The sequence below is a fragment of the Paradesulfitobacterium ferrireducens genome (genome assembly GCF_017310645.1).
GTDB classification, from domain to species: Bacteria; Bacillota; Desulfitobacteriia; order Desulfitobacteriales; family Desulfitobacteriaceae; genus Paradesulfitobacterium; species Paradesulfitobacterium ferrireducens.
The window spans coordinates 1-21,755 of record NZ_JAFLRH010000034.1 but is presented as its reverse complement, the minus strand read 5'-3'; the positions used below and the strand labels follow the sequence as shown (position 1 = coordinate 21,755).

Sequence of the window (21,755 nt, the reverse complement as noted above, 5' to 3'; positions counted from 1 at the left end):
ATCTTTACACGCCCTTCCCGGTCCACTGCTCAGGCACTAAAAGAGGCAGCCCCGCAAAGCCTGGGGAAAGTGACCCGGCGGGGAATTAGCAGGGATTGCAGCTTAATCAGAAATACTGCGGGAAATCCCCTGTTTCCTTCAAATGAGTATAGATCGCGACGAGGTTGTGATGCGGCTGCAGCATTTGCTGTAAGCCCAACTCATATTCCCTTAACCACAGCTCTTTTTCCCTGTAGTTAAATAATTGCCTCAACAGCACATAAAGAATAGTTTCAGCCGCTGAGTCTTTATAATGACTCTTGAAATCTCCAATTGCCGCTTCTTTTTCGCTGAGGGCCATGTGCAGCATGAAGATCAGCTCGGTCAGAGTGTTATTACGTTGTTCCAAGTAGTATCTTCGGTTCGAGCGATAAAGGGTTGGCACGGTATTTTGCTTTCGTAGTTGTTCAGATATCGCAATCGCCATTTCTTTTAAGGGAGCGGTCTTTAACTTTTCTATCAGAGCAACCCCTATAGAGTGATCCAACGTTACGGTTGGTTCAAGGGTGAGCATTAAAGCCTCTTTAATCCATTGCTCAGGCAGAGCTGTTTGGGCTATCACAGACACAACATTACTGTAAAACTCCGATTTTTCTATCCCAACGGAAGCAAATGGATTGGTCGTATTAAAAAGGTATACCCTGTAGGCTTCGCACAGCACTTTATAGAGTTCCGTTAAAAGGCGGCTCGTTTCCAGCACATTTTCGGTGTCTTGGCTGAGGTCTATCAGACTCTTGTACAAGCGTTTTGCCACGAAACGCCATTTCGGGCGTTGACTCTTATGTATGACTTGATTGGGAACAGAATAATACTGTTCCCGGGCATCGCGGATGAATTTTTCCGTTTCCCAGCACACCTCATCTAAATCCGGCAGTTCCTTCTGCCTGACCAAGCGGTTTTTTGCCGCCATGTCTTGGGGGTTCTGGAGCAGACTGTCAATCTGTTTTTCTTCAATAACCTTCTTGGGAAGGCGCTTGTAAATTTCACTCACTAATTGACGGAGGGTTTCATCGGAATATCCCGCTACCAGAGTACGCACTTCTTGAATTTTCATGGTAAAATGCTCCTTCAGGTCAATTAATGTCATCTCGTCCCAGTCGTGGGACGTCCGGCATCCTCCGGCACAAACCAAGCGCATTTCCCGATCCGGCTCCAGACTCCAGGCAGGCATCTTTCATCAGATTCCGGGAGAAACACCTTTGTTTTCCCCGCGCAAGGTAGAAAACGTCAGATTCGGCCGGTCAAAACCAGTAACAAAGATCTTAGGATTCTTTAACCGCAGAAGCCGGATGATATCCTGTTTGACCTCCTCGGTCGCCGTAGCCGCAGGCTGCCTATATTCTAGCATCCTAAGGATCTTTGTTGCTACATTATCCCACACTAGCTGTGCTTACAGCATAAGTATATTAATTCTGCACGAATGCCCAATCTCCTTGATTTTTGTCTCGAATTCTCCCAGCGAGCGTGTTATTTGCCTACGTTCTCCGCAAAAACAAAGAGAACCCGGTTACCCAGGTTCTCAGGTTATCTCCTCATTATCCGTGAAAAATTCTTTCTTTACAGAGCATTTTCTCCCGTTTCCCCTGTTCTGATCTTCACTGCGTCTTCTACCTGTGAAATGAATATTTTTCCGTCTCCGATTTCGCCGGTTCGCGCCGTTTCAGAGATAATCTTGATGACCTCTTCCACGGCCTTGTCCGGGATGACCACTTCAATTTTTACTTTAGGCAGCAAGTATACGGAATACTCTACACCCCTGTACACCTGGGTATGTCCCCTCTGATTCCCGCAGCCGATAACTTGGCTTACGGTGAGACCATTCACTCCGAATTTGTCAAGGGCATCTTTGACACTGTCAAGCTTGCCCGGTCGAATGACCGCTTCAATTTTCTTCATAAACAATTCCTCCAATCATTATTTGCCTCCATACTGTACAACTGACTGACCGGGTTTCATGGCAAATCCGGGATAGGCATCAATGCCATGCTCGCCGATATCCAAACCAAGCTCTTCCTCATCTTTGCTGACACGCAGCCCAATAGTTGCTTTCACGATTCCAAACAGGACCAACGAGGTCAAGACTGTCCAAGCGAAAACAGCTCCAACACCTATCAGCTGAGTAATCAGCAACTGAGTTCCACCTCCGTAGAAGAGGCCGCCATCCATGGCGAAGAGTCCAACCATAGCTGTTCCATAGGCCCCACAAACACCATGTACGGATATTGCTCCGACGGGATCGTCGATTTTGACAACTTTGTCAAAGAATTCAACCGCAAGCACGATCAAGATTCCTGCCCCCAAGCCGATGATAGCCGCACCGCCCGGACTAACCGCGGCTGTACCGGCAGTGATAGCCACGAGCCCCGCTAAAGCGCCGTTCAAAGTTAAGGATACATCAGGCTTTTTGTATTTAATCCAGGTAAAAATCATGGTCATGGTCGCTCCGGCGGCTGCAGCCAAGTTTGTCGTGACCGCAATCCTGCCGATATCAGGGTTGGTTCCGGATAAGGTGCTTCCGGGATTAAAACCGAACCAGCCAAACCAAAGAATGAATACGCCAAGAGCGCCCAGGGTAAGGCTATGTCCGGGAATGGCATGGGATTTACCGTCTTTGCCATATTTACCGATGCGCGGCCCAACGAGTAGTGCCCCAATAAGAGCTGCCCAACCCCCAACCGAGTGGACCACAGTCGACCCTGCAAAGTCGATAAAGCCACGCTGCGCAAGCCAGCCTCCGCCCCAAACCCAATGGCCGACTACAGGATAGATAAGAGCGCTAATTACAACACTATAAATAATATAAGAAATAAACTTGGTTCTTTCTGCCATGGCCCCCGAGACAATGGTAGCTGATGTGGCGGCAAAAACGGTTTGGAACATAAGGAACGCCCACAGGGGGATTGACAATCCCAAATGCTCGAAACTTCCTGTAGTTCCAAAGCCTGTGGTTCCGAACAGCCCCGCTTTATCCGCGCCAAACATAATGGCAAAGCCTACCAGCCAGTAGATTAATGACCCCACTGCAAAATCCATCAAGTTTTTCATAATAATGTTGCCGGCATTTTTAGCCCGGGTAAACCCTGTCTCCACCATGGCAAAGCCCGCTTGCATAAAGAAGACGAGGAATCCGGTGATAAGAGTCCACACTGTGTCAATCGCGATGGCATTACTTTCAGCTGTTGGATCAGCTGCTAAGGCCACTGTGGGAATTGAGAGAAGCAGACAGGTCAATGCCCCCCCAGAAATTATTTTACGCACTAACCCTTTTTTCATTTTCGACATCCCCTTTCATTATGGATATTTGCGGCTGATGTTTAATCATTTTTTTAGGCACCACTCCTTTCAAAAACAAAGAGGCGCCTACGATCAGAGCAGACTAGCTGCACTTTCGCAGGCGCCATTGCCAACAGCAGAAGGTGCCTACAAGAGCCGAACAAGCTCTCATAGGCACCTTTGCCCCTTATAGAAAACTCGTCTTCGCCGAGCCCTTAGGCGCAGGCGGAGACCTAGTTGCACTTATGCCACCAGAGATTTATACTTTCCGGCGGTATAAAAATAAAATGCCCTCAGGTTATCCCTGAGGACATCTTTGGCCTCAAATACTTGACGTTAGTTTAGCACTAATTTTGAGAAACTACAAGATAGTTTTCATCATGAATATTGTATTCTAATTTAATGTCCCTGTACATACGCCTGTATTTCGGCCAGAAACTCCCGCCCGTACTTCTCAAGCTTTCTCTCCCCGACGCCGTTAATGCGGAGAAGGGCCGTACGCTCGCCCGGGCAGGTTTCCGCCATCTCCCGCAGGGTATTATCCGCAAAGATCATGTACGGAGGCAGCTTTTCCCGCGCCGCAATAGTCCGGCGCAAGGCCCGCAGGCGTTCAAACAAGCTCTGCGGGTCAATGTTTTTCTTTTCTATTTTGCGGGCAACCTTACGGAAAACCTTGGCTTCTCCCTTAAGCACCGGCACCACTTTAGGCTCAAGCTTGATCAGGGGATATTCCCCGGCTGTTAGGCGCAAGTAGTTTTCCGTAATCAAGTAGTTCATGCAGTCCTTGATATCCTGAACTGCCGCCTGCCGCATGATGCCATAGGTCGAGAGCTGATCAAATTTCAGGTCAAGCACCTTTTTGGCGCGTGAACCTTTCAAAACTTCAGCCACCAAATTCATGCCAAAGCGTTCGCGCATGCGGTAGATGCAGGAAAAAATCTTCTGCGCCTCCACCGTGATATCCACTGTTTCGCGGTCATCCTTGCAGTTACCGCAGTTGCCGCATTCTTCAGGAACATCATTTTCCCCGAAATACTCCAGGATCGTTTTGCGCAAGCACCGGGTTGTATGGCAATAGTCCACCATCTCCTGGAGCTTTTTCAGTTCATTAACCTTGCGTTCCGGGTGCAAGGTTGTCTGCTCAATCATGTGCCGTTGCAAGACAACATCCTGCGGAGAAAACAACAGGATGCACTCCGCCGGTTCGCCGTCCCTCCCTGCCCGGCCGGCCTCCTGGTAATACGCTTCCATCGTCTTCGGCATATTAAAATGGATGACATAGCGCACATTGGATTTGTCAATTCCCATGCCAAAGGCATTGGTAGCCACAATCACCGGAGTTCGGTCATACAGAAAATCCTCTTGACTCTCTTGCCGTTCCATGTCATTCATTCCGGCATGGTACCTGCCCGCTTTTATTCCTTTGCCGGTCAAAAATGCCTGCAGCGCGTCCACCTCTTTGCGCGTAGCTGCGTAAACAATCCCGCATTGTTCCGGATGCGCCTGCACGTATTCTAAGAGAAACACCTTTTTGTTCTCCCCGCGCAAGCTGGAAAACGTCAGATTCGGCCGGTCAAAACCGGTGACAAAGATCTTGGGGTTATGCAGCCGCAGATGGCGGATGATATCCTGTTTGACTCCCTCAGTCGCCGTAGCTGTAAAAGCCCCGACCAAAGGCCGCCGGGGAAGTCCCTGGATAAACGGCCCCAAGCGCAGATAGCTCGGGCGGAAATCATGGCCCCATTGCGATACGCAATGGGCTTCATCAATCGCCACAAAGGAGATGTGCAAGGATTCTAATAACTCACCGAAGCTCTCTGTTTCAAGACGTTCCGGCGCGACGTACACCAGCTTGTATTCCCCCCGGCCCGCCTGCTCGATCCGGCTGCGGGTTTCCCGCAGAGTTAGGGAACTATTAATAAATGTCGAAGACACTCCAAATTCTTTGAGCGCATCCACTTGATCTTTCATCAGTGATATCAGGGGAGAAATCACAAGGGTAACCCCTTCGAACAATAAGGCTGGGATCTGGTAAGACAAGGATTTCCCTGCTCCGGTCGGCATGATGGCTAACGTGTCCGAGCCTTGAAGCAAGCTCGTGATTACTTTTTCCTGGCCCTCCCGCAGCTGGGAGTACCCGAAATATTTCTGCAACACCCGGAGAGCCTTGTCCATCATGGATTAAACTCCTTCCTTTCTTACCTTGCTTTGTCCTGACAACCAATTGTTAATTCATTAAGTAAACTCAAATTTCAAAGCCCCGTTTTCTCGGTCTTCCCAGGTCAGATAAGCTGAGAATGTTTTGCCGCTCAATTAGCACACCCATACCCTTTCTTCCCTTCCACCACCATCCCCCCGCAGCTGGGACAGACACCCAGCTCGAGGTTCGAGGTTCGGGACACGAGGTTCGACTTCGAGGATTCTTTCGGGCCTTCGCTCTTTTTGCGGCTCTTCCTTACCTTTGGGATATTTCCAGTCCTTCGGGCTGACATGGAAGGTGCAAGGGCTAAAGGTGATTTTCCGTAAGCCCGTTCGAATGAACGCAGTTCCTCAATGATCCGTTTAATGGCCTCGGCCACACTCAGCATGAATGTTTCGGGGGTTTGGTCACCTTTTCTTCGACAAAGACCCGGTTCGTCCGTACATTCTCTCCAAATTGCAAGGGCGGGAGAGTTATGTCCTCTCCATCAGCCTGTTCCGTATCTTTTGTCAGCTCCCTGTCTTTAGCCGACTCCGGCTCCCTCTCAGTTCCCGGCTTCCTGTCTTTTGCGGAACCTGCCTCATCTTCTTCCGATCCGTAAACCTCTTGAAAGAGCAATTGTCCTTCCCGATCGGCATCTGTACCGCAAATCACCTGCTCAATTTCTTTTGACTTCAGCCATTTTTGAATGACCTGGTACTGTTTGCGGGTCTCAGGTTTCACCGTCCTGCGGAATTCCCGCAAGCCGGGCAGCACCGGTAAGCGCTGATAACCGTCCCTTTTATCCTTTACTCCCAGGCTCCGGGCATATTCCCGGGCTTGAGCCGGTTTTTCGGCGATAATCAATGTTCTTCCCATGCCAGGCCCCTCTTTCTTGCTGCTCAGCCCTTCGATTTATTAAGCCCAGTCCAATTCAGCCTGTTTCTTCTTCTTGAGCTTTTAAAAGTCAATGTGCTAGAGATCTGCATAATCTTTGGGGTTAATGTTATTTATTGCAGCAGCCAAGGAATTAACTGGGAAAAATAACTAAAACGAGGTATAATAAAATTAGAGTTTCGCGGGGGTGTTTTTGTGGCTCATCACGATATCTTTACAAAGGCAGAATTAAATCAACGACTTCAAAGTTTCATAGAACGGATTAAGCATAGACAAGACATAGTTGCTTTATACCTTTTTGGTTCGTATGCCGCCAATCGGCCAACGCTCTTAAGCGATATTGACCTGGCCGTCTTGTTTGACAAATCTGTTGCTCAAGAATTGTTCCTGCCAGAACGGCTGCGCTTATTGGCGGAACTATCGAGTATGCTAGGTAGAGACAACGTTGAACTGATCGTGCTGAATGAGGCACCTCCTAGCCTTGGCTACCGAGTGCTAAGAGACGGCAAATTATTATTTGCCGGAAATAATGCAGACAGTCAGATTGTAAATTTCAAGGTGAAAACACTTGACCGGTATTTCGATTATCAACCGGCACAGAAGATATTTTCCGAGGGTCTGGCCAGACGCATAGAGGAGGGTGGTTTTGGTGGTTGATAGAGAGAAAATCGAACAAAGGCTGGTAAAACTAGAGCAAGCGCTGCGCAAGCTTAAGGAAATAGCCTTACAATCTTGGGAAGAATATTGCCAAAGTGAGGCGCTCAGGGACAGAGCGGAACGCAACCTCCAGGTCGCGGCTCAAGCCTGCATTGATATAGCCAACCATATTATTGCTGACAGAGGTTATCGTACTCCCCAGGGATATGCAGAAAGTTTTTCAGTTTTGGCTGAGGAAGGAATCCTTTCCGGCAGGTTAGCTGACAAGATGAAAATGGTTGCCGGTTTCCGAAATATTCTGGTCCACGATTATCTTGAAATCGATAACAAGATTGTTTATTCCAATTTGAAACATTTGGATGATTTCAAGGAGTTTGCATCAAGTGTATATAAATTGCTATAGCTTTTCGGCACAAACCAAGATATTCCTGTTTTTTGAATCCTTTTTCGAACTAGATTCGGTCTACGGCGCAACTTCTTTATAAAAGCACCGGCGCCGCCGGTGAACCCGCATCCCGTAATGCTTCCACAAACTCGTTACCTTAAGGTTCGACTGAAGCATCGGCGTCGCTTCTGCAATCTTAATCCCATCCGCAGCGGCAGCCTCATGGATATCCCGCAGAATCCAGGCAATTACCCCCTGTGCCCGCAGGCCTGGGCGCACCGCCACCAAATACAGATCCAGACGGTCATTCTGCTTAATCGCCCGTAAAATGTGCAGCCAGCCAAAAGGCAGCAACCGGCCTTTGGCTTTCTGAAAGGCAGTAGTCAAGGAAGGCATGGCAATCCCAAAAGCCGCAACTTTGTCCTGGTCATCTACCAAGACCCGCACATAGCGGGGATTAACAAACCCTATGTACTGCTTCACATAGCTGTCAATCTGGGCCTCCGTCAAGGTGACGACTCCGTACAAATCCCGGTAAGTCTCATTCAGCAGGTCAAAAATACCCCTGCCGTAGGGAAGCAAATCCTTGGCCTTGCGGGCATTGACGACTCGCAGCCGGCCGGCTTCAGCTGCAAGGGCGGCGATTTTGGCCACTTTAGGCGGAACGGCCGGCGGCACTTGAAATTCAATCTCCACCCAGTCCGCGTCTTTGCGGTAGCCGCAGCGCTCAAGGTATTGCGGGTAATACGGATAATTATAAATGGTAATAATCGTACCGCGTTCGTCAAAACCGTCAACGAGCATTCCTTCTTTATCCAGGTCACAGAATCCCAGCGGCCCGTGCACACCCCTGAGGCCGTTTTGTTTGGCCCACGTTTCTACAGCAGCTAAGAGAGTCTCGCACACCTCAAAGTCATCGATGAAATCAAGCCAGCCAAAGCGAGCCAAGGGACGCTGCCATTTTTCAAGATAGCTGTGATTGATGATGCCCGCCACCCGTCCGGCCAGCTTACCGTCTTTGTAAGCCAGCCAATACTTGGCTTCACAATAAGTGAAAGCCGGGTTTTTGTCCCGGCGCAGGGTATTCAGTTCATCCAGGATTAGGGGAGGAACCCACCTGGGATCACCGGCGAATAAGTCAAAAGGAAATTTTACGAATCTCTTCAGATCCCTTAGTGATTCTACCTCACGGATTTTAACCAAAAACTTCCCCCCCAACAGGCATCCTAAACTTAGTTATTCTCTATTTCCCACTCAAACCCTTCCTTAGTATTCAAAGAACCGCTCCCAACCTTAATTGAGAGCGGTTCGAAGGTCAAAAACGATAAATCCTATTTATCTCCTTCTTCAGGCACAATACAGATGAAAGCAAATCTACCCTTGCCTGTATTGGTGAACTGATGCAACTTATTGCCGGGTACGAAAGCAAACGACCCTGCTTCCAAGAGAAAATCCTGGCCGTCTAAATGCAAAGACCCTTCGCCTTCCAGAATGTAGTTTATGTGCGGCCAAGGGTGAGTGTGGCGAGGAGTATAACCTCCCTCACCTAGCTCAAACTCACGCATCACATAGCCTTCCCACCCATGCGCAGGGGAAATGAGCACTTTCTTAACGGCATTTTTGATTTGGTCATTGTCCATGCGTGTTCCTAAGACGTCCCGTTCATGACTTACTATCATATTCTTTACCTCCCGCACCTCAATTTCAGATGTATCTTTCTTTTCGCCAAGCTCCTCGCTTTTCCCTTCCATGTGATAATGAATTAATCCCAAGCATCGTGTGAATCCATGCAACTTGATAAAGGTCAACTTTTAGGAGTATTATCAAAAGAACAAGGACATTTTGTATAAGCAAAACACATAGGCTGGACTCACAAGGCTTAGAAAGAAGGTTCATCGATTAAATGGAGAAGATAGGATTAGTCCTTGAAGGCGGAGGAATGAGAGGAGTATACACCGCCGGGGTTCTTGATTTTTTTCTGGAACAAGAGTTTCATCTTCCTTATGTCATTGGTGTCTCTGCAGGGGCCTGCCATGCAGCCTCTTATATTTCCCGTCAACATGGACGCAACAAGAAAGTAAACATAGGATTTATCCGGGATCCACGCTATCTAAGTTATCGCAATCTCTTACAATCCCGCAGCCTCTTCGGTATGGATTTCATCTTCAATGAAATCCCAAACAAACTCGTTCCCTTTGATTACAACACCTTTTATCAATCTCCGCAAAGGTATGTCATCGGGACGACAAACTGTCAAACAGGTGAACCGGTTTACTTTAATAAAGAAGAATGCGGGCCAGATCTCATACTCAAAGTTCTCATGGCTTCAAGCAGTTTGCCGTTTGTCTCTCCTATTGTTAACATCAATGGACTCGATCTTCTGGACGGGGGCATCACAGACCCTATTCCCATAAAAAGATCGATGGCTGACGGAAACGAGAAGCATCTCATCGTTTTGACAAGGCCGAGGGATTACCGGAAAACTGCCTTCAAACAGAAATGGCTGGCCCAAAAAGTATATAGAAAATACGACGGTTTGGTTCAAGCCATGGTTAACCGGCATCAAATATATAACAATACACTGGACTTGATCGAGAACCTTGAGCAAGAAGGCAAAGCCATCGTCCTCCGCCCCAGTAAACCGATACAAGTGGACCGCCTGGAAAAGAATGTGCAAAAACTTAATGAGCTCTTTGCTTTAGGTTATCAGGATGCCAGTTCGGCGCACTGGAGAATTCTGGAGTGGATTGATAGCGAACATTGACGCCGTGATAAATCATGGTCCCGGGGGCAACCAAATGGGGACTTGCTCCCCCAAGGCAATTTCCGCCGTACTGACCAGACACTTGCGTCCCATGATCTGAACTCCTGTTTGCGCAGCACGCACCAACTCCGCGGCAAATAGCGGATCGATTGCTGTGGCCGGCCGAATAAGGTCAACATCCCCGCGTTGAGCAAGAAATAGAACCGCCGCTTGTGTCTCTTTCCCGCCGGCTATGGCGGCTAATTCGCGTACATGCTTTGCCCCCCGGGCTGTAACCGCATCCGGAAAGAGCCCCACCCTGTCAACAACCAGAGTAACACTCTTAACTTCCAGAAAGAGTTTTTGCCCCCTAGCATTAGTCAGCAGGAAATCCCAGCGGGAATTCCCATGACTAAATTCAGCCTTATGTAAAGCCCAGCCGGCCAGTTCTGTCAAAGCTCCTTCCGTCAGTGCTTCGGCCACCAAACGGTTCGCCATGGTTGTGTCAAGAGATACCAACTCATTTCTGTCAGGAACCTGACACAATACTGCAGACCACTGCGTCTTGCGTGTGTGTCCTATTGCCCGGCGCAGCCAGACATAGCATCCAGGGATCAACAACTCCTTCAACCGGCCCGGGTCAGGCAAGTGCGCTTCGACGACCTGGTCCTTCAGCTCAGGTTTTGTCGGATCATCCGGTGAACACCGGAGAAGAAATTTATTGGGCCGCTCGATAAAGCGTGTTCTATATAGTTCTTCAGAAAAAGGTATTGTCGCTCGCGCTTCGTTATTATTAATAAACGGAACATCCTTTCATAAGACGAAATAGCGCTTGTCACGCTTAACACCATAAAGTTGAGCAATTTCATAGTACTCGGGTTCGACAGTCTGTAGGCAAAAAAATCGCCTCAAAACCTGGTGGGCCAAGGGCTAGATGCAATTGTGGATAACATGTCGTGTATCTACGTTTTTGACCCCTTCAAAATGGAAATATCCCATATTTTCGCGGGTTCCGGGATTTCAAGCAAGAAAAGAATTCTCTTTTGCGCTTCGGTTAATTCTGTTCTCTGCCATACTTTTCCGTCAATCGATTCGTATTCTATCAAGTGCAAATCTTCCAGCTCCGAACGTAAGTTTTGCCACGTTTGGCGCGTTGTTCACTTCGGTCAGTCGGACGAGAAGAAGAGCCAACATCCGCCCGGTCCGGAGTGGCTGTAAGGCCCAAGGTAAATTCCGGTTTAAAGTAACCCAGAATCTTCTTATAAGTTCTGCGGCCCAGTATTTTGGCATCACTGACAGCTGTAACCGTTTTGCCGGTTCCGGTGGCATGATAAAGCAGAGCTATACTTTCGCCATTGTCACGCATATTCTGCAGGCTTGACAAAGCAGATTGCTGGTGCTCTCTAAGCTCAATAATCTTATTATCATCCAATCTCAAATTCATCATAAAGAAGTAACATCGTATTTAGTTATTCTCTGTTTTTTGGCCAAAACCTTCCTACTATTAAGTAAAATACCCCGCCATAAGTAAGAAGCCCCAAACTAAAGATTTAGGGCAATTTTGCGATCTTTTTGCCAGAATTCAGGACTGAGAAATCAGGAAGGTCAGAAAAGGTCAAAAACCAGCTTTGCATCTTAAACCCACCTAGGGTATATTAAGGTCAGAAAAGGTCAGTAACCCTCTGACCCAAAATAAATATTATCGGAGGTGCGAGATATGTTTGGTTTAACGCCCTATCGCAGAAATTCAATTCAACAACCTGTTTTCGGTATTGAACGTCTGTTTGAGGATTTCTTTTCTGATTCTTTCCTGCCTTCGGTTTTTCCGCAAGTGGGAACGATGAAAGTGGACATTAAGGATACGGAGCAAGCCTATATCTTAGAAGCTGATCTCCCGGGTCTCAACAAGGATGAGCTTAAATTAGAGTTCGAGGACGGCCGCCTGAGCATCATGGTCGAGCATAACGAAGAGCTGAAAGCAGACAAAGACAATTACCTGCACCGTGAACGCCGCTTTTACTCAACTTCCAGAACCTTTGTCTTTGAAAACGTCAACCAAGACCAGATCAGTGCAAAATATGAAAACGGCGTCCTAAACGTAACCCTGCCCAAAAGCGAAAACGCAGCCCGCGGCAAACGCATTCAGATTTCTTAGAAACAGAGAGCACACCGGGCCCTTAACGGACGGTGTGCTCTTTAATAACCAAATTCCCGAGCCAACAGCGCGATTATATAAACCGATCAAGCAAGATATCTTCGGAATTTCTTCTGCCATCGATAACCGCAAGCACCCAGACCCTATTTTCCTCAGTTTTATACATGATCCGCCAAGGCGCGCAGATTAATTCCCGGTAGAGTGCAATGCCATAATATCTTAATTCCGGAACGATTCTTCCTTGTAATGGGAATAGTCTTAAGCCAGCTGCTTTTTCCTTAATGTCGAGATACACTCTTCGAGCTCGAATTTGACTATCGGCTGCGATATGCTCAAGGATTTTCTCTAAATCCTGCCGGGCTGTCCGGGTCCAGAAGACCTCATAATCTGCTAAAGTCATGGTGTGATCACGTCAAAACGCTGATCCAGTTCTGAGAATAAATCATCTTGTGATACAACTTTTCCCTCCACTAGATCGCGTTCGCCTTGGGCCAGCAATTTTAATAACCCTATGGCCTTCTTCATTTTTTCGTAGGATTCAGTATCAAGCAGCACCGCCTTAGCCTCACCGTTCTGAGTCACATAAACCGGCCTGCGGGTTTCGTTCACTTGCTCTAAAATCTCAGCCGCGTTGGCTTTAACATAAGAAATAGGTCTGATATCTTCTTTACTATTCATCGCGCTCACCACCGGTATAAATATAGTACCAAATTTAGTCCTTCGCGTCAATGGACCGGCGCGGCCTTCTTGCCGCGCATAAAGGATGCCACTGCCGCGATCAGGGATAAGGCCGCGGAAATATAAAAAGCGCTATGCAAACTGGACATCACGGCCGGAGCGATTAGTTCCGAAAAGAATACTTTACCTAAAATGAATTGCTGGCTGGCTTGGGGCAGCTGCTGCAGCACCGGGGCAGGCAAGAGGTGTGCCATATGGTTATACCCTAAGAAAGCGGCAAATAAAGCTCCCGTCGGCGGCAGATTGGAAACCTCCTGCGCAGCCGCCGCAGGCACTCCGGCCTGAACAAGGCCTTGATACATAGCCGCCGGCAAATGCTGAGCCATTCCAATAATCAAGATACTGAAGTATAATACCTGATTCCCCCTTCACTGCGCTCCGGGGGCGGTTAACCTCAACGTTAACAATCTCAGAATCAAGGAAATAAATAAACTCTAAGAACAATTGATTAGAAGATTTAGACGGAGTAAAATATTCTCAAGTGTTTCGTAAGCCTATGGGTTTCATACCCGTCTATGCATTTCGTATTCGCGGATGAAAGGAGAAGCAAAGATGTTCTACCGTAAATTCGGCCCGCTCGATTTCCAGGTATCCGCTCTCGGCTTTGGCTGTATGCGCCTGCCCGTTCTTAACAAGGATCCGGGTCAGATCAACGAAGCCGAAGCAATACATATGATTCGTTATGCGATTGATCAAGGCGTCAATTATATTGATACGGCCTATTTCTATCACAACGGCCAGAGTGAAATCTTAGTCGGCAAGGCCCTTAAGGACGGGTACCGGGAAAAGGTAAAGCTTGCTACCAAGATGCCCGTCGGAAAAGTGCAAACTTATGAAGACTTCGACCGCCTCCTGAACGAGCAGCTGCAGAAGCTAGATACCGGTTATATTGATTTTTATCTGATGCACGGTCTGAACCGCCGCACCTGGGATAATATCAGGAAGCTTGGTTTTGAACGATTCCTTGAGCAAGCCTTGGCCGACGGCAGGATCCGTTATCCCGGTTTCTCCTTCCATGATGAGTACCCGGTTTTCACCGAGATTGTGGACGCTTATCCCTGGACATTTTGCCAGATACAGTATAATTACATGGATACCCAGATTCAGGCCGGAACGGCCGGATTAAAATATGCGGCCGCTAAAGGCTTGGCTGTGGTAATCATGGAACCGATTAAAGGGGGCAAGCTGGCAAAAAATCCTCCGGCGGCCGTCCAGAAGCTCTGGGACAAGTCACCCGTTAAACATTCTCCGGCAGAATGGGCTTTGCGCTGGGTCTGGAATCACCCGGAAGTATCCGTGGTCTTAAGCGGCATGAGCACAATGGACCAGGTGGAAGAGAACCTGCGCACTGCCGGAACAGCCAGGCCAAACTCGTTGACGGAAGCTGAGCTGTCCTTGATCGAGCAGGTTAAATCCATGTACCAATCTTTAACCAAAATCGACTGCACTGCTTGCGGTTATTGCCAGCCCTGTCCTTCAGGAGTTGAAATTCCCCGCAACTTTACCCTCTATAACGACGCGCATATTTACGACGATTTTGGGGCTTCACGCTTTGCCTATAAACAATTCTTGCAGGAAAACAGCCGCGCCTCGGCTTGTACGGAATGCGGGCAGTGCGAGGATGTCTGTCCCCAGCACTTAAGCATCCGCGAGCACCTCAAAGCAGTTCATTCGGCTTTTGGTGGATAATAATATTGCAAAAAAGAATCCAGTTGATAAAAAAGATAGAAAATTTGATTTCGAACGGATAGACTGTATATTAAATTTGCTCTTTAATTGACTTAACGCTCAATCAATAAGTTGGAGGTCAGTAGAAATTCAGCACCTCCACCCCGGAGCCAGCATAATTCCGGCCAACACCGGAGCACGTTTTTGCTTCATGAAAACCACACCCGCCTGATTTAAGCTCATTAACCCCCGAAAAAGCTATAACCACAGTACGTTAAATGTACCGTGGTTATTTTTCCGTGCAACCTGGTTATTATACAAGTCCAAAGTTTATTTGCTTGCTTCAATCAAGGCCTTAAAGCCCGGCAAGGCGCCTTGAATGGTCTTATGGGCCACACAATAGGCGATCCGGACATAACCGGGGCAGCCAAAAGCGGAACCCGGTACAATCAAAATGTTTTTCTCTTTCGCTTGGTCGCAGAATTTCACATCATCCGCGATCGGCGCCTTTACAAACATGTAGAAGGCTCCTTCGGGCTTGACACACTGATAACCGTAAGATGTGAGCCCATTATACAGGAGTTCCCGGTTCCGGTTATAGGTCTCGATATCCACCTTAGCAGTTAAGCACTTAGCCACAACCCGTTGAAATAACGAAGGGGCATTGACATAACCCAGAATTCGAGTCGCGATATTGGCTGCGAGAATCAGATTTTCAAAATCAGCCGCCTCATCCGGAACCACTAAGTAGCCTATTCTTTCTCCGGGCAGGGATAGGGATTTGCTGAAGGAATAGCCGACAATGGTATTAGCATAATACTTGGTCAGATAAGGCACCTCCGCATTGTCATAAACAAGCTCCCGGTACGGCTCATCCGAAATCAGATAGATGTCGGTCCCGAATTCCTTTTGCTTTTCCCTCAGAATTTCGGAGAGTTTAATGATAGTTTCTTCCGAATAAATGACACCTGTTGGATTGTTGGGGGAATTGATAATCACCGCTTTGGTTTTTGGGGTAATCTTGGTTTTAAATTCATCCAAATTAGGCTGGAAATCAACGGTGTTAGGAGAAACGACCACCAATTCGCCCAGATAGTTGGAGACATACCCTCTGTATTCTCCGAAAAAGGGAGCGAAGGTCATTACCTCATCCCCCGGGTTAAGCAGAGTTTTAAAAAGAACGTTTAAGCCGCCGGCTGCGCCCACGGTCATGATAATGTTCTTGTCGGTAAAAGAAGTCCCGAATTTTTCGTTGATCGAGTCTGCAATCGTCTTTCTTACATCTTCATACCCCGAATTGTTCATATACCCGTGAATACCCATGGCACCTTCCGTATTGAGAATCTCGATGATGGCGTCTTTTACTTCTTCCGGAGGTTCCACACTTGGATTTCCCAGGCTAAAGTCATATACATTTTCCGCTCCGTAAATAGCCGCTAATTTTTTACCTTCCTCAAACATGGCCCGAATCAGGGAACTTCCTTCGACCTGCTTTTGCATTTGTTTTGATATCACGATGATCAACCTTTCTATTAAAACTTTTCCCGCTTAGCCAAGGCTTGCCAGCCAAATTCATCATCTTTATTTATTCACAAAATATCTGTGAATAAGACACTTTACCTATATTATTTTGGCCACAACTTATTATTTTCGCCACAACTCCTCGCTTTTCCTTCCAGTGACTCCAAGTTTTTCATACATGCTCAAGTCCAGGTTGTCGCGCTCAGTGGTCAGCAGGGTTATTTGGCACTTGGTCATCCAGGGCCTTCTGGAGATCCGCTTGTTCCTGAAGGGCCTGGTCCCGTTCCTTAACGGCCTGGTTCCGATCCTTAACCGCCTTTTGCAACTCACGGGTCGACATGCTTTCAACATTAATCTCCGCAAGGAACTGAGCCCGCTCTTCCTCCGGAACTCCTAAAAGGATAAAAGCCTGGGTATAATTCAAATTCCGCAGCGCCTGCGCCTGCGCACCGGCGTCGAGTGAGGCGGGCTGCCCAGTCCCGTAGGCATCGAAGATACGCATCCGTTTTTCGGCCGTTTTCTGGGAATAGCTGACCGACTCCTCCAGCCACTTGCCCCATTCCCCATACGGAAACAGCTCCTTGGCCTCCCTCAGGCGCCGGCAGATCTCAATAGCGCCGGCAAGTAGAATTTTCCCGGTCTGATCTTTAATCGTGTTTATTTCAGCCGCGATGACGGGCGGCGTGCGATCTGTGATCAATTCATTCATACTACCTGTCCTTTCTGTTACTTTATTCACAGAATATGTGGCCAGGCTCACGAGTGTGCTAAACCTTATATAAAAATGCCTGTCCCGGATTCGAAGGCGCATTCGAATCCGGGACAGGCCTGGGCCGGGTGCAGGGGCTAAAAGAGTTTTTGGTTACACGTTAATTGCTTAACTTTGGTCTTCCTGCATACTGAATTCGTTTACGCGCTTACCAATGTGCAGGTCGGCGATGTGTAGGAATTTCAAGGGTTAGCTCCTATACTAAATTAGGCGGTTATAACAAACAAATTATCAAATATATACAAACGACTGCGGTGCAAAGCTGATCCCCAAATCCGAAAGTTTTAAGGGTTCCCGGTATTTATTTACCTTACCTAACCTGTATGCGATAGCTTTTTGCTTATGCCCAAAATATTGATCATAAAACCTTTTCGTGATTCCTGAATATTCAGCCGTTATATCCCAAACCTTATCAGGGATATCTTCGATTACTCCAAGTACTTCCACTTCGCCAACTACACGCATGACCGGCGAGGTTGAATAAATGACAATCTTATCTACGTCAGGCTTACACTTAATTTTCCGGTACTCAAATTGTTTACTGCCATTGAATATGTTTTCGACATGCTCCGGCTTAATCGATAATAACATTTTGCACATCTATGTCACCCATCTCCAGCTCCTTTTCCCGTGGCTCTTTAGCGCTCCCATACCCCTCGCAGCACTGTTTTCAGCCGTCTGTTCACGAATTCAAGGTTGAAATTTTCATAGCGCTGCATCCTGCCCCAGCTGAGCATATCCTGGTATTCCGGATGGTAGGGGTCGGATATTGCTTGCAGAAATTCATCATACCCGTCTTCCCCGCCGACATCTTCCGGCGGCGTATTGCCCAGCCCTTCAAGGCATTCGGGATAGTTCTTAACGTAAGCATCAATCATTTTTTCCGCAATGATCTCGTGTTCCCAGTGCCGAAATCATAGGCATAAATAATGCGGGAGGATTGCGGAATATAATCGGTCAAACGCTTTTCCGTCTCAGGAATCAAGAGAACTTCATCTCCATTGTCATCGCCTTCCGGGCTGCAATAAAGTCTCGCCAAAGGATTATTCCCGCTATAGACGGTAAATTCGTGCAAGTGATGGTCCTGCCATTGAAAAACGATGATAATGGGTAGTTGCCATTTCTTAGTAATCTCCATATTTTTGAACAACCGCCTTGGCGGCATCCTCATAGGGCTCCGTACTCTGATCGGCAAAATGAGGCTGAACCATAGCAGGCTTAATGAAAGGCAGCAGAAAAATATGCACCGAATCAACGCCAGTCGGTGGGCCTCATCGACCAACTCGCAGCAGGAGAAAGCCTGGGTGCATTGGAACTCCGCCTCTTCCTGGCTGAGGGCAAAAATTTGCAATGGCTGCAGTTACTTTCCCTTCGTTCTTCAATATACCTTTTCATAAAATAAACAGAGCGTATTTTATTTTTGCGAGAATCTCTCTCAAAATAACCCTGATACATGTGATGGGAACAAGTTCGCCTATTTCAACGGCTGTTTGGCGTTACGCCAGGCTTACCGACTGATGACTATAAAAACGCCGGAAAACTCTTCAACTTCCCTACCAATGGAATATCCGCCGGGGCAAACTCGTATAAATCCAACTCATTGCGATTAACCCATGCCATATCACTGTGCGCTTTCAAAGTTATATCACCGGAAACCCATTGACACCGATAAGCCATCAATTTGATGGTTCCGCTGGTATAGTCATAGATGCTTTGACCAAAAAAATCCATCACTTCGACGTCGACATCTAATTCTTCTCTCAGCTCCCGTTTCAAGCACTCTTGCGGGGTCTCCCCGGGTTCGATTTTACCGCCCGGGAACTCCCATTTGCCTGCTAATTTGTCCCCAGGTGCCCGTTGGGCTATCAGAAGACGGTTATCCTTTAGGATGATTGCTGCTGTTACTTCTTTTATGGTTGCCGCTGTCGCTTTTTTCATGATCTTAATCCTTTGCTCTGGTTCTAAAACTTTATAGTTCCCTTCTCTTACGAATTAAATCCATGTTAAAATCAATAAGAATGCAGTCAGCCGATATCTAAGGAGCATGCATATGACAGACCGTTATCTTAACTTTAGCGAGTTGGAAGCCTCCGAAGAAGAGGGTCGTGATTACAGAATAGCTTATTTTCCCGGTAAATACCCTGTTTTAATCATGGCCCCGCATGGAGGGGTGATTGAACCCTTTACGTCTGAAATTTCCGAGTGGATTGCCGGAGAGGATTTTTCATTATATCTTTTCGAGGGCATTAGAAATCATCATGTTAAAGACCTTCATATTACAAGTCATCATTTTGATGAACCTCTGGCTCTAAAAGCACTCAACCAGGCGGACCTGGTTTTGACTGTCCACGGCTTGCTCAATTCCGTTGATGAGTTCGTTATGGTCGGGGGATTAGATTTAGAGCTTTGCAAAAAAATTGAATCAGCTTTAACTGAGGCCGGATTCGCAATCAGAAAAAGTGAAGCTAAATACAGCGGAAAACATCCAAATAATATCTGCAACCGGGGAATAAAGAAAAAGGGAGTTCAGCTTGAAATCACCTATGCATTGAGAAAGCACTTATTTGGGGATGAAACTTATCGTTCGCGCTTTATTAATGCTTTGCGTTTAGTTTTCTTTGATGAATTAGGAAGTTTGTAAGCAATGCCTTATTGCCGCATGATGAACTAAATACAGCCAAAAATATTGCTAGAAGAATAATTCTTTTCCTCAAAAGGTTGCCAGTTCAATCCACCGAAAACAAGCATTATTCCCTAAAGAATTCGATAACTATTAGTTCCCGTCATTCTTATAAATCACCACCCAAGTTCACTTAACCGATGTCACAATCGGCAACCTAAAAGTAAATATCTATTTTTGTTCAATTTCGGTAACACATTCGCTTTTAATCTTTCCAACCAGGAATTGCAGAGCATCAACCACATGTGGTCTGATGTCCCCGCCTATCAGCACATACATTATATCGTCGCCAGCCGCATCAACCTTTGATGCATCATAAGCAAATTCCATTCCCTTTACCATCGAACCGTCATCAATTCCTTGGCGTACCTTGGTTTTGGGAGTTTGGCGCACAACCCCGTTATGAACTAAAAACATCCCTTCCTGTAAAGCCGCCGGGTCAGTTTTTGCTTCTTTGAGCCATTCATCGATTGACGGCGATGGTTTTTTAATTTTTTCATTAACCATAACTAATACACTCCTGTTTTAGTTAAATACCAATTAAAAAAATCAAATTACCATTTGTTAAACACGTTTTCTATCAAATTTTAATCTTTGCAGAGAATTAATCAATGCTATGATTCCAACCGTTAATGCAAAAGAAACTGTTGTCACTAACAACACTACTGTTTCAGGTTCATGAAAATATCTTTTTAAAAGAAAATAAAAAGATGTTCCATCAGCAAAGAGCAAAAATAATACGACAAAGCCTATGCAAAAACCAGCAAATCCACCCAATATTAATCCTAGAACTAACGCAGCAGTTGAAACTCTTATAATAAAGGCTTTTGAATGATTGCGATTATTACTTTCCAAATCGCTACCTCCAGAAAACAATTTCGCAAACGTTTCAAGTAGTCTACAATTGTTACCCCATTCTTTCAGCCAAAAATGAGGTTCGAAATGAAACTTCGCGGTTTATCTCCTCAAACCCTGCAACATTATCTCAACCATTTACGGCTCCTGGAGAAATATTTTGACAATCCGGCTGACGAAATCTCCCCTGACGAAATGGAGATTTAGCTTATCGGTCACGCTTTGTTGATTCCCTGCGTTCAGTCTTATTTGATGCGATAAACCATGACTTAAATTTTAGTTGCTAAAAGCTCAAACCGGTAAGTTGTTATGTAATCTTCCCCGAAAGGATAAAGGATTTTAGAATCTTGAGATAATCCATTAAGTATGCGAAAGATTTCTTCCCGATTATTTTGGTTCGTCCCCATCCTGTCGAACCACTGTGGCAGCTCATACCGTTCCTTTAACAGAGAAGTATGATTAACGGTTAAGGGTAATTCATTTAATAACTGATGCCATAAACGCGAGGAGTAGGAACACCGGTGTGAACTGTCTCTTAATAACTCAATCCGGTTCATTTCTCTTTCCGGCTCCTCCCCATCGCAAACCGAACAATCAAGAATATATAATTTCCCGCCAGGCTTCAAGACCCTGCCCATTTCCCGAAGGGCTTGTTTGATATCGGAAAAATGATGCGCTGCAAATCTGGATGCAACAATGTCAAACTGGGAATCCGGAATATTTAAGTTGTGTACATCTTCCGCTCTAAACGTAATATTCTTGATACCTTCCAGACTTGCTGCCTTTTCCGCCTCTGCCAACATTTCCGGAGTAATATCAATCGTGACCACCTGTTTGACGTGTTTGGCCAATGCGATAGCGGTATGCCCCCCACCTGTGGCAACATCTAAGGCAGTCGCATCTGAAAAAGGATTAATAAGACCGATCATCCTTTTCAGATCTGTTCGATTGCCGTGAGTAGAACTTAATCTGTATTCTGAAGCTCTTTGTCCAAAATTCTTCCGAACCTCATCCTGATTACCCAATCCAAAATTTCCCTCCCCCTTTGATATCAAGAAGAAAATGCGTAATATATTAACCCAAGTTTGGCGTAAAAAATTTCCAGTACCAGTCGTAGCAAGGCTTTGAGGCATACATCAATAATATTTTTGTCACTACAACGTATTTTCCAAAGATTTTGTTATCTGTTTTAATGC

24 protein-coding genes and 5 pseudogenes are annotated in these 21,755 nt (G+C 46.6%); 6 read left to right on the top strand and 23 right to left on the bottom strand.

From position 1 onward, the window contains the following. Positions 1–106 precede the first annotated feature (106 nt). From J0X21_RS11435 to J0X21_RS15755, 6 genes and pseudogenes are all read right to left on the bottom strand, one after another. Complete coding sequence (locus J0X21_RS11435; RefSeq protein WP_206812340.1) at positions 107–1,210, bottom strand: hypothetical protein; 1,104 nt, start codon at positions 1,208–1,210, stop codon at positions 107–109. Between the two features lie 6 nt (positions 1,211–1,216). Then, positions 1,217–1,387: a hypothetical protein gene (locus tag J0X21_RS11430; protein ID WP_206812429.1), complete on the bottom strand. Its 171-nt coding sequence runs from the start codon at positions 1,385–1,387 to the stop codon at positions 1,217–1,219. Positions 1,388–1,596: 209 nt separating this feature from the next. After that, positions 1,597–1,935 (bottom strand): P-II family nitrogen regulator, encoded by a 339-nt coding sequence (locus J0X21_RS11425; protein ID WP_206812339.1) that lies wholly within the window; start codon positions 1,933–1,935, stop codon positions 1,597–1,599. Positions 1,936–1,953: 18 nt separating this feature from the next. After that, the gene (locus J0X21_RS11420) at positions 1,954–3,321 is read right to left on the bottom strand and encodes an ammonium transporter (protein ID WP_407947649.1); all 1,368 of its coding nucleotides are present in this window, start codon (positions 3,319–3,321) and stop codon (positions 1,954–1,956) included. Positions 3,322–3,723: 402 nt separating this feature from the next. After that, positions 3,724–5,490: pseudogene (gene recQ / locus J0X21_RS11415) on the bottom strand (DNA helicase RecQ); the annotation flags it as partial. A 607-nt stretch (positions 5,491–6,097) separates the two neighbouring features. Next, a pseudogene (locus J0X21_RS15755) lies at positions 6,098–6,370 on the bottom strand (toprim domain-containing protein); the annotation flags it as partial. 213 nt (positions 6,371–6,583) lie between these two features. Here J0X21_RS15755 and mntA point away from each other — a divergent pair. Further along, the gene (mntA, locus tag J0X21_RS11405) at positions 6,584–7,045 is read left to right on the top strand and encodes a type VII toxin-antitoxin system MntA family adenylyltransferase antitoxin (protein ID WP_206812335.1); all 462 of its coding nucleotides are present in this window, start codon (positions 6,584–6,586) and stop codon (positions 7,043–7,045) included. Next, the gene (hepT, locus tag J0X21_RS11400) at positions 7,038–7,448 is read left to right on the top strand and encodes a type VII toxin-antitoxin system HepT family RNase toxin (protein WP_206812334.1); all 411 of its coding nucleotides are present in this window, start codon (positions 7,038–7,040) and stop codon (positions 7,446–7,448) included. The genes mntA and hepT overlap by 8 nt, the downstream gene beginning before the upstream one ends. 60 nt (positions 7,449–7,508) lie before the next feature. Here the strand turns inward: hepT and J0X21_RS11395 are convergent, their stop codons facing one another. Both J0X21_RS11395 and J0X21_RS11390 read right to left on the bottom strand, forming a co-directional pair. Beyond that, positions 7,509–8,633 carry a hypothetical protein gene (locus tag J0X21_RS11395; RefSeq protein WP_206812333.1) on the bottom strand — a complete coding sequence of 375 codons (1,125 nt, stop codon included), beginning with the start codon at positions 8,631–8,633 and terminating at the stop codon, positions 7,509–7,511. Positions 8,634–8,761: 128 nt separating this feature from the next. Next, positions 8,762–9,109 carry a cupin domain-containing protein gene (locus tag J0X21_RS11390; RefSeq protein WP_206812332.1) on the bottom strand — a complete coding sequence of 116 codons (348 nt, stop codon included), beginning with the start codon at positions 9,107–9,109 and terminating at the stop codon, positions 8,762–8,764. Positions 9,110–9,333: 224 nt separating this feature from the next. Here J0X21_RS11390 and J0X21_RS11385 point away from each other — a divergent pair, with 224 nt between their 5' ends. Continuing rightward, positions 9,334–10,194, top strand: a complete 861-nt coding sequence (locus J0X21_RS11385) for a patatin-like phospholipase family protein (RefSeq protein ID WP_206812331.1) — start codon at positions 9,334–9,336, stop codon at positions 10,192–10,194. A 12-nt stretch (positions 10,195–10,206) separates the two neighbouring features. Here J0X21_RS11385 and sfsA read toward each other — a convergent pair whose 3' ends face one another. From sfsA to J0X21_RS11375, 3 genes and pseudogenes are all read right to left on the bottom strand, one after another. After that, positions 10,207–10,944 (bottom strand): DNA/RNA nuclease SfsA, encoded by a 738-nt coding sequence (gene sfsA / locus J0X21_RS11380; protein ID WP_328812825.1) that lies wholly within the window; start codon positions 10,942–10,944, stop codon positions 10,207–10,209. A 191-nt stretch (positions 10,945–11,135) separates the two neighbouring features. Continuing rightward, positions 11,136–11,364, bottom strand: a pseudogene (locus J0X21_RS16245) (IS1634 family transposase); the annotation flags it as partial. Between the two features lies 1 nt (position 11,365). Continuing rightward, positions 11,366–11,593: pseudogene (locus J0X21_RS11375) on the bottom strand (DEAD/DEAH box helicase family protein); the annotation flags it as partial. Between the two features lie 297 nt (positions 11,594–11,890). Here J0X21_RS11375 and J0X21_RS11370 point away from each other — a divergent pair. Continuing rightward, entirely contained in the window at positions 11,891–12,328 is a 438-nt protein-coding gene (locus J0X21_RS11370; RefSeq protein ID WP_206812330.1) for an Hsp20/alpha crystallin family protein, read from the top strand. A 73-nt stretch (positions 12,329–12,401) separates the two neighbouring features. Here the strand turns inward: J0X21_RS11370 and J0X21_RS11365 are convergent, their stop codons facing one another. Genes J0X21_RS11365 through J0X21_RS11355 form a run of 3 tightly spaced genes read right to left on the bottom strand, consistent with a single transcriptional unit; the run spans position 12,402 to position 13,392 of the window. Then, positions 12,402–12,728 (bottom strand): type II toxin-antitoxin system RelE/ParE family toxin, encoded by a 327-nt coding sequence (locus tag J0X21_RS11365; RefSeq protein ID WP_206812329.1) that lies wholly within the window; start codon positions 12,726–12,728, stop codon positions 12,402–12,404. Then, positions 12,725–13,006 carry a type II toxin-antitoxin system Phd/YefM family antitoxin gene (locus J0X21_RS11360; protein ID WP_206812328.1) on the bottom strand — a complete coding sequence of 94 codons (282 nt, stop codon included), beginning with the start codon at positions 13,004–13,006 and terminating at the stop codon, positions 12,725–12,727. The genes J0X21_RS11365 and J0X21_RS11360 overlap by 4 nt, the downstream gene beginning before the upstream one ends. 47 nt (positions 13,007–13,053) lie before the next feature. Further along, a complete protein-coding gene (locus J0X21_RS11355) occupies positions 13,054–13,392 on the bottom strand; it encodes a hypothetical protein (RefSeq protein ID WP_206812327.1) in 339 nt (112 codons plus the stop codon). Between the two features lie 226 nt (positions 13,393–13,618). On the opposite strand from J0X21_RS11355, the gene J0X21_RS11350 reads away from it, so the two are divergent. After that, positions 13,619–14,755, top strand: a complete 1,137-nt coding sequence (locus tag J0X21_RS11350) for an aldo/keto reductase (protein ID WP_206812326.1) — start codon at positions 13,619–13,621, stop codon at positions 14,753–14,755. A gap of 309 nt (positions 14,756–15,064) precedes the next feature. Here the strand turns inward: J0X21_RS11350 and J0X21_RS11345 are convergent, their stop codons facing one another. The 6 genes and pseudogenes from J0X21_RS11345 to mutT all read right to left on the bottom strand — a co-directional run bounded on the left by J0X21_RS11345 (position 15,065) and on the right by mutT (position 18,962). Then, positions 15,065–16,249, bottom strand: a complete 1,185-nt coding sequence (locus tag J0X21_RS11345; RefSeq protein ID WP_206812325.1) for a pyridoxal phosphate-dependent aminotransferase — start codon at positions 16,247–16,249, stop codon at positions 15,065–15,067. Positions 16,250–16,457: 208 nt separating this feature from the next. After that, positions 16,458–16,964, bottom strand: a complete 507-nt coding sequence (locus tag J0X21_RS11340; RefSeq protein ID WP_206812324.1) for a DUF3102 domain-containing protein — start codon at positions 16,962–16,964, stop codon at positions 16,458–16,460. A gap of 291 nt (positions 16,965–17,255) precedes the next feature. Continuing rightward, positions 17,256–17,624, bottom strand: coding sequence for an ASCH domain-containing protein (locus J0X21_RS11335; protein ID WP_206812323.1), 369 nt, complete (start codon positions 17,622–17,624; stop codon positions 17,256–17,258). A 38-nt stretch (positions 17,625–17,662) separates the two neighbouring features. Further along, a pseudogene (locus J0X21_RS15750) lies at positions 17,663–18,162 on the bottom strand (plasmid pRiA4b ORF-3 family protein). Beyond that, complete coding sequence (locus J0X21_RS15945; protein ID WP_268939397.1) at positions 18,149–18,271, bottom strand: hypothetical protein; 123 nt, start codon at positions 18,269–18,271, stop codon at positions 18,149–18,151. Before J0X21_RS15945 ends, J0X21_RS15750 begins: the two are co-directional and overlap by 14 nt. A gap of 274 nt (positions 18,272–18,545) precedes the next feature. After that, complete coding sequence (mutT, locus tag J0X21_RS11320) at positions 18,546–18,962, bottom strand: 8-oxo-dGTP diphosphatase MutT (RefSeq protein ID WP_209011402.1); 417 nt, start codon at positions 18,960–18,962, stop codon at positions 18,546–18,548. Between the two features lie 112 nt (positions 18,963–19,074). On the opposite strand from mutT, the gene J0X21_RS11315 reads away from it, so the two are divergent. Then, positions 19,075–19,665 carry a poly-gamma-glutamate hydrolase family protein gene (locus J0X21_RS11315; RefSeq protein WP_206812320.1) on the top strand — a complete coding sequence of 197 codons (591 nt, stop codon included), beginning with the start codon at positions 19,075–19,077 and terminating at the stop codon, positions 19,663–19,665. Positions 19,666–19,875: 210 nt separating this feature from the next. Here J0X21_RS11315 and J0X21_RS11310 read toward each other — a convergent pair whose 3' ends face one another. From J0X21_RS11310 to J0X21_RS11300, 3 genes are all read right to left on the bottom strand, one after another. Further along, positions 19,876–20,211, bottom strand: coding sequence for a molybdopterin biosynthesis protein (locus J0X21_RS11310; RefSeq protein ID WP_206812319.1), 336 nt, complete (start codon positions 20,209–20,211; stop codon positions 19,876–19,878). Positions 20,212–20,268: 57 nt separating this feature from the next. Then, positions 20,269–20,559 (bottom strand): hypothetical protein, encoded by a 291-nt coding sequence (locus J0X21_RS11305; RefSeq protein ID WP_206812318.1) that lies wholly within the window; start codon positions 20,557–20,559, stop codon positions 20,269–20,271. 269 nt (positions 20,560–20,828) lie between these two features. Continuing rightward, positions 20,829–21,584, bottom strand: coding sequence for a class I SAM-dependent methyltransferase (locus J0X21_RS11300; RefSeq protein ID WP_206812317.1), 756 nt, complete (start codon positions 21,582–21,584; stop codon positions 20,829–20,831). Between the last annotated feature and the right edge of the window lie 171 nt (positions 21,585–21,755).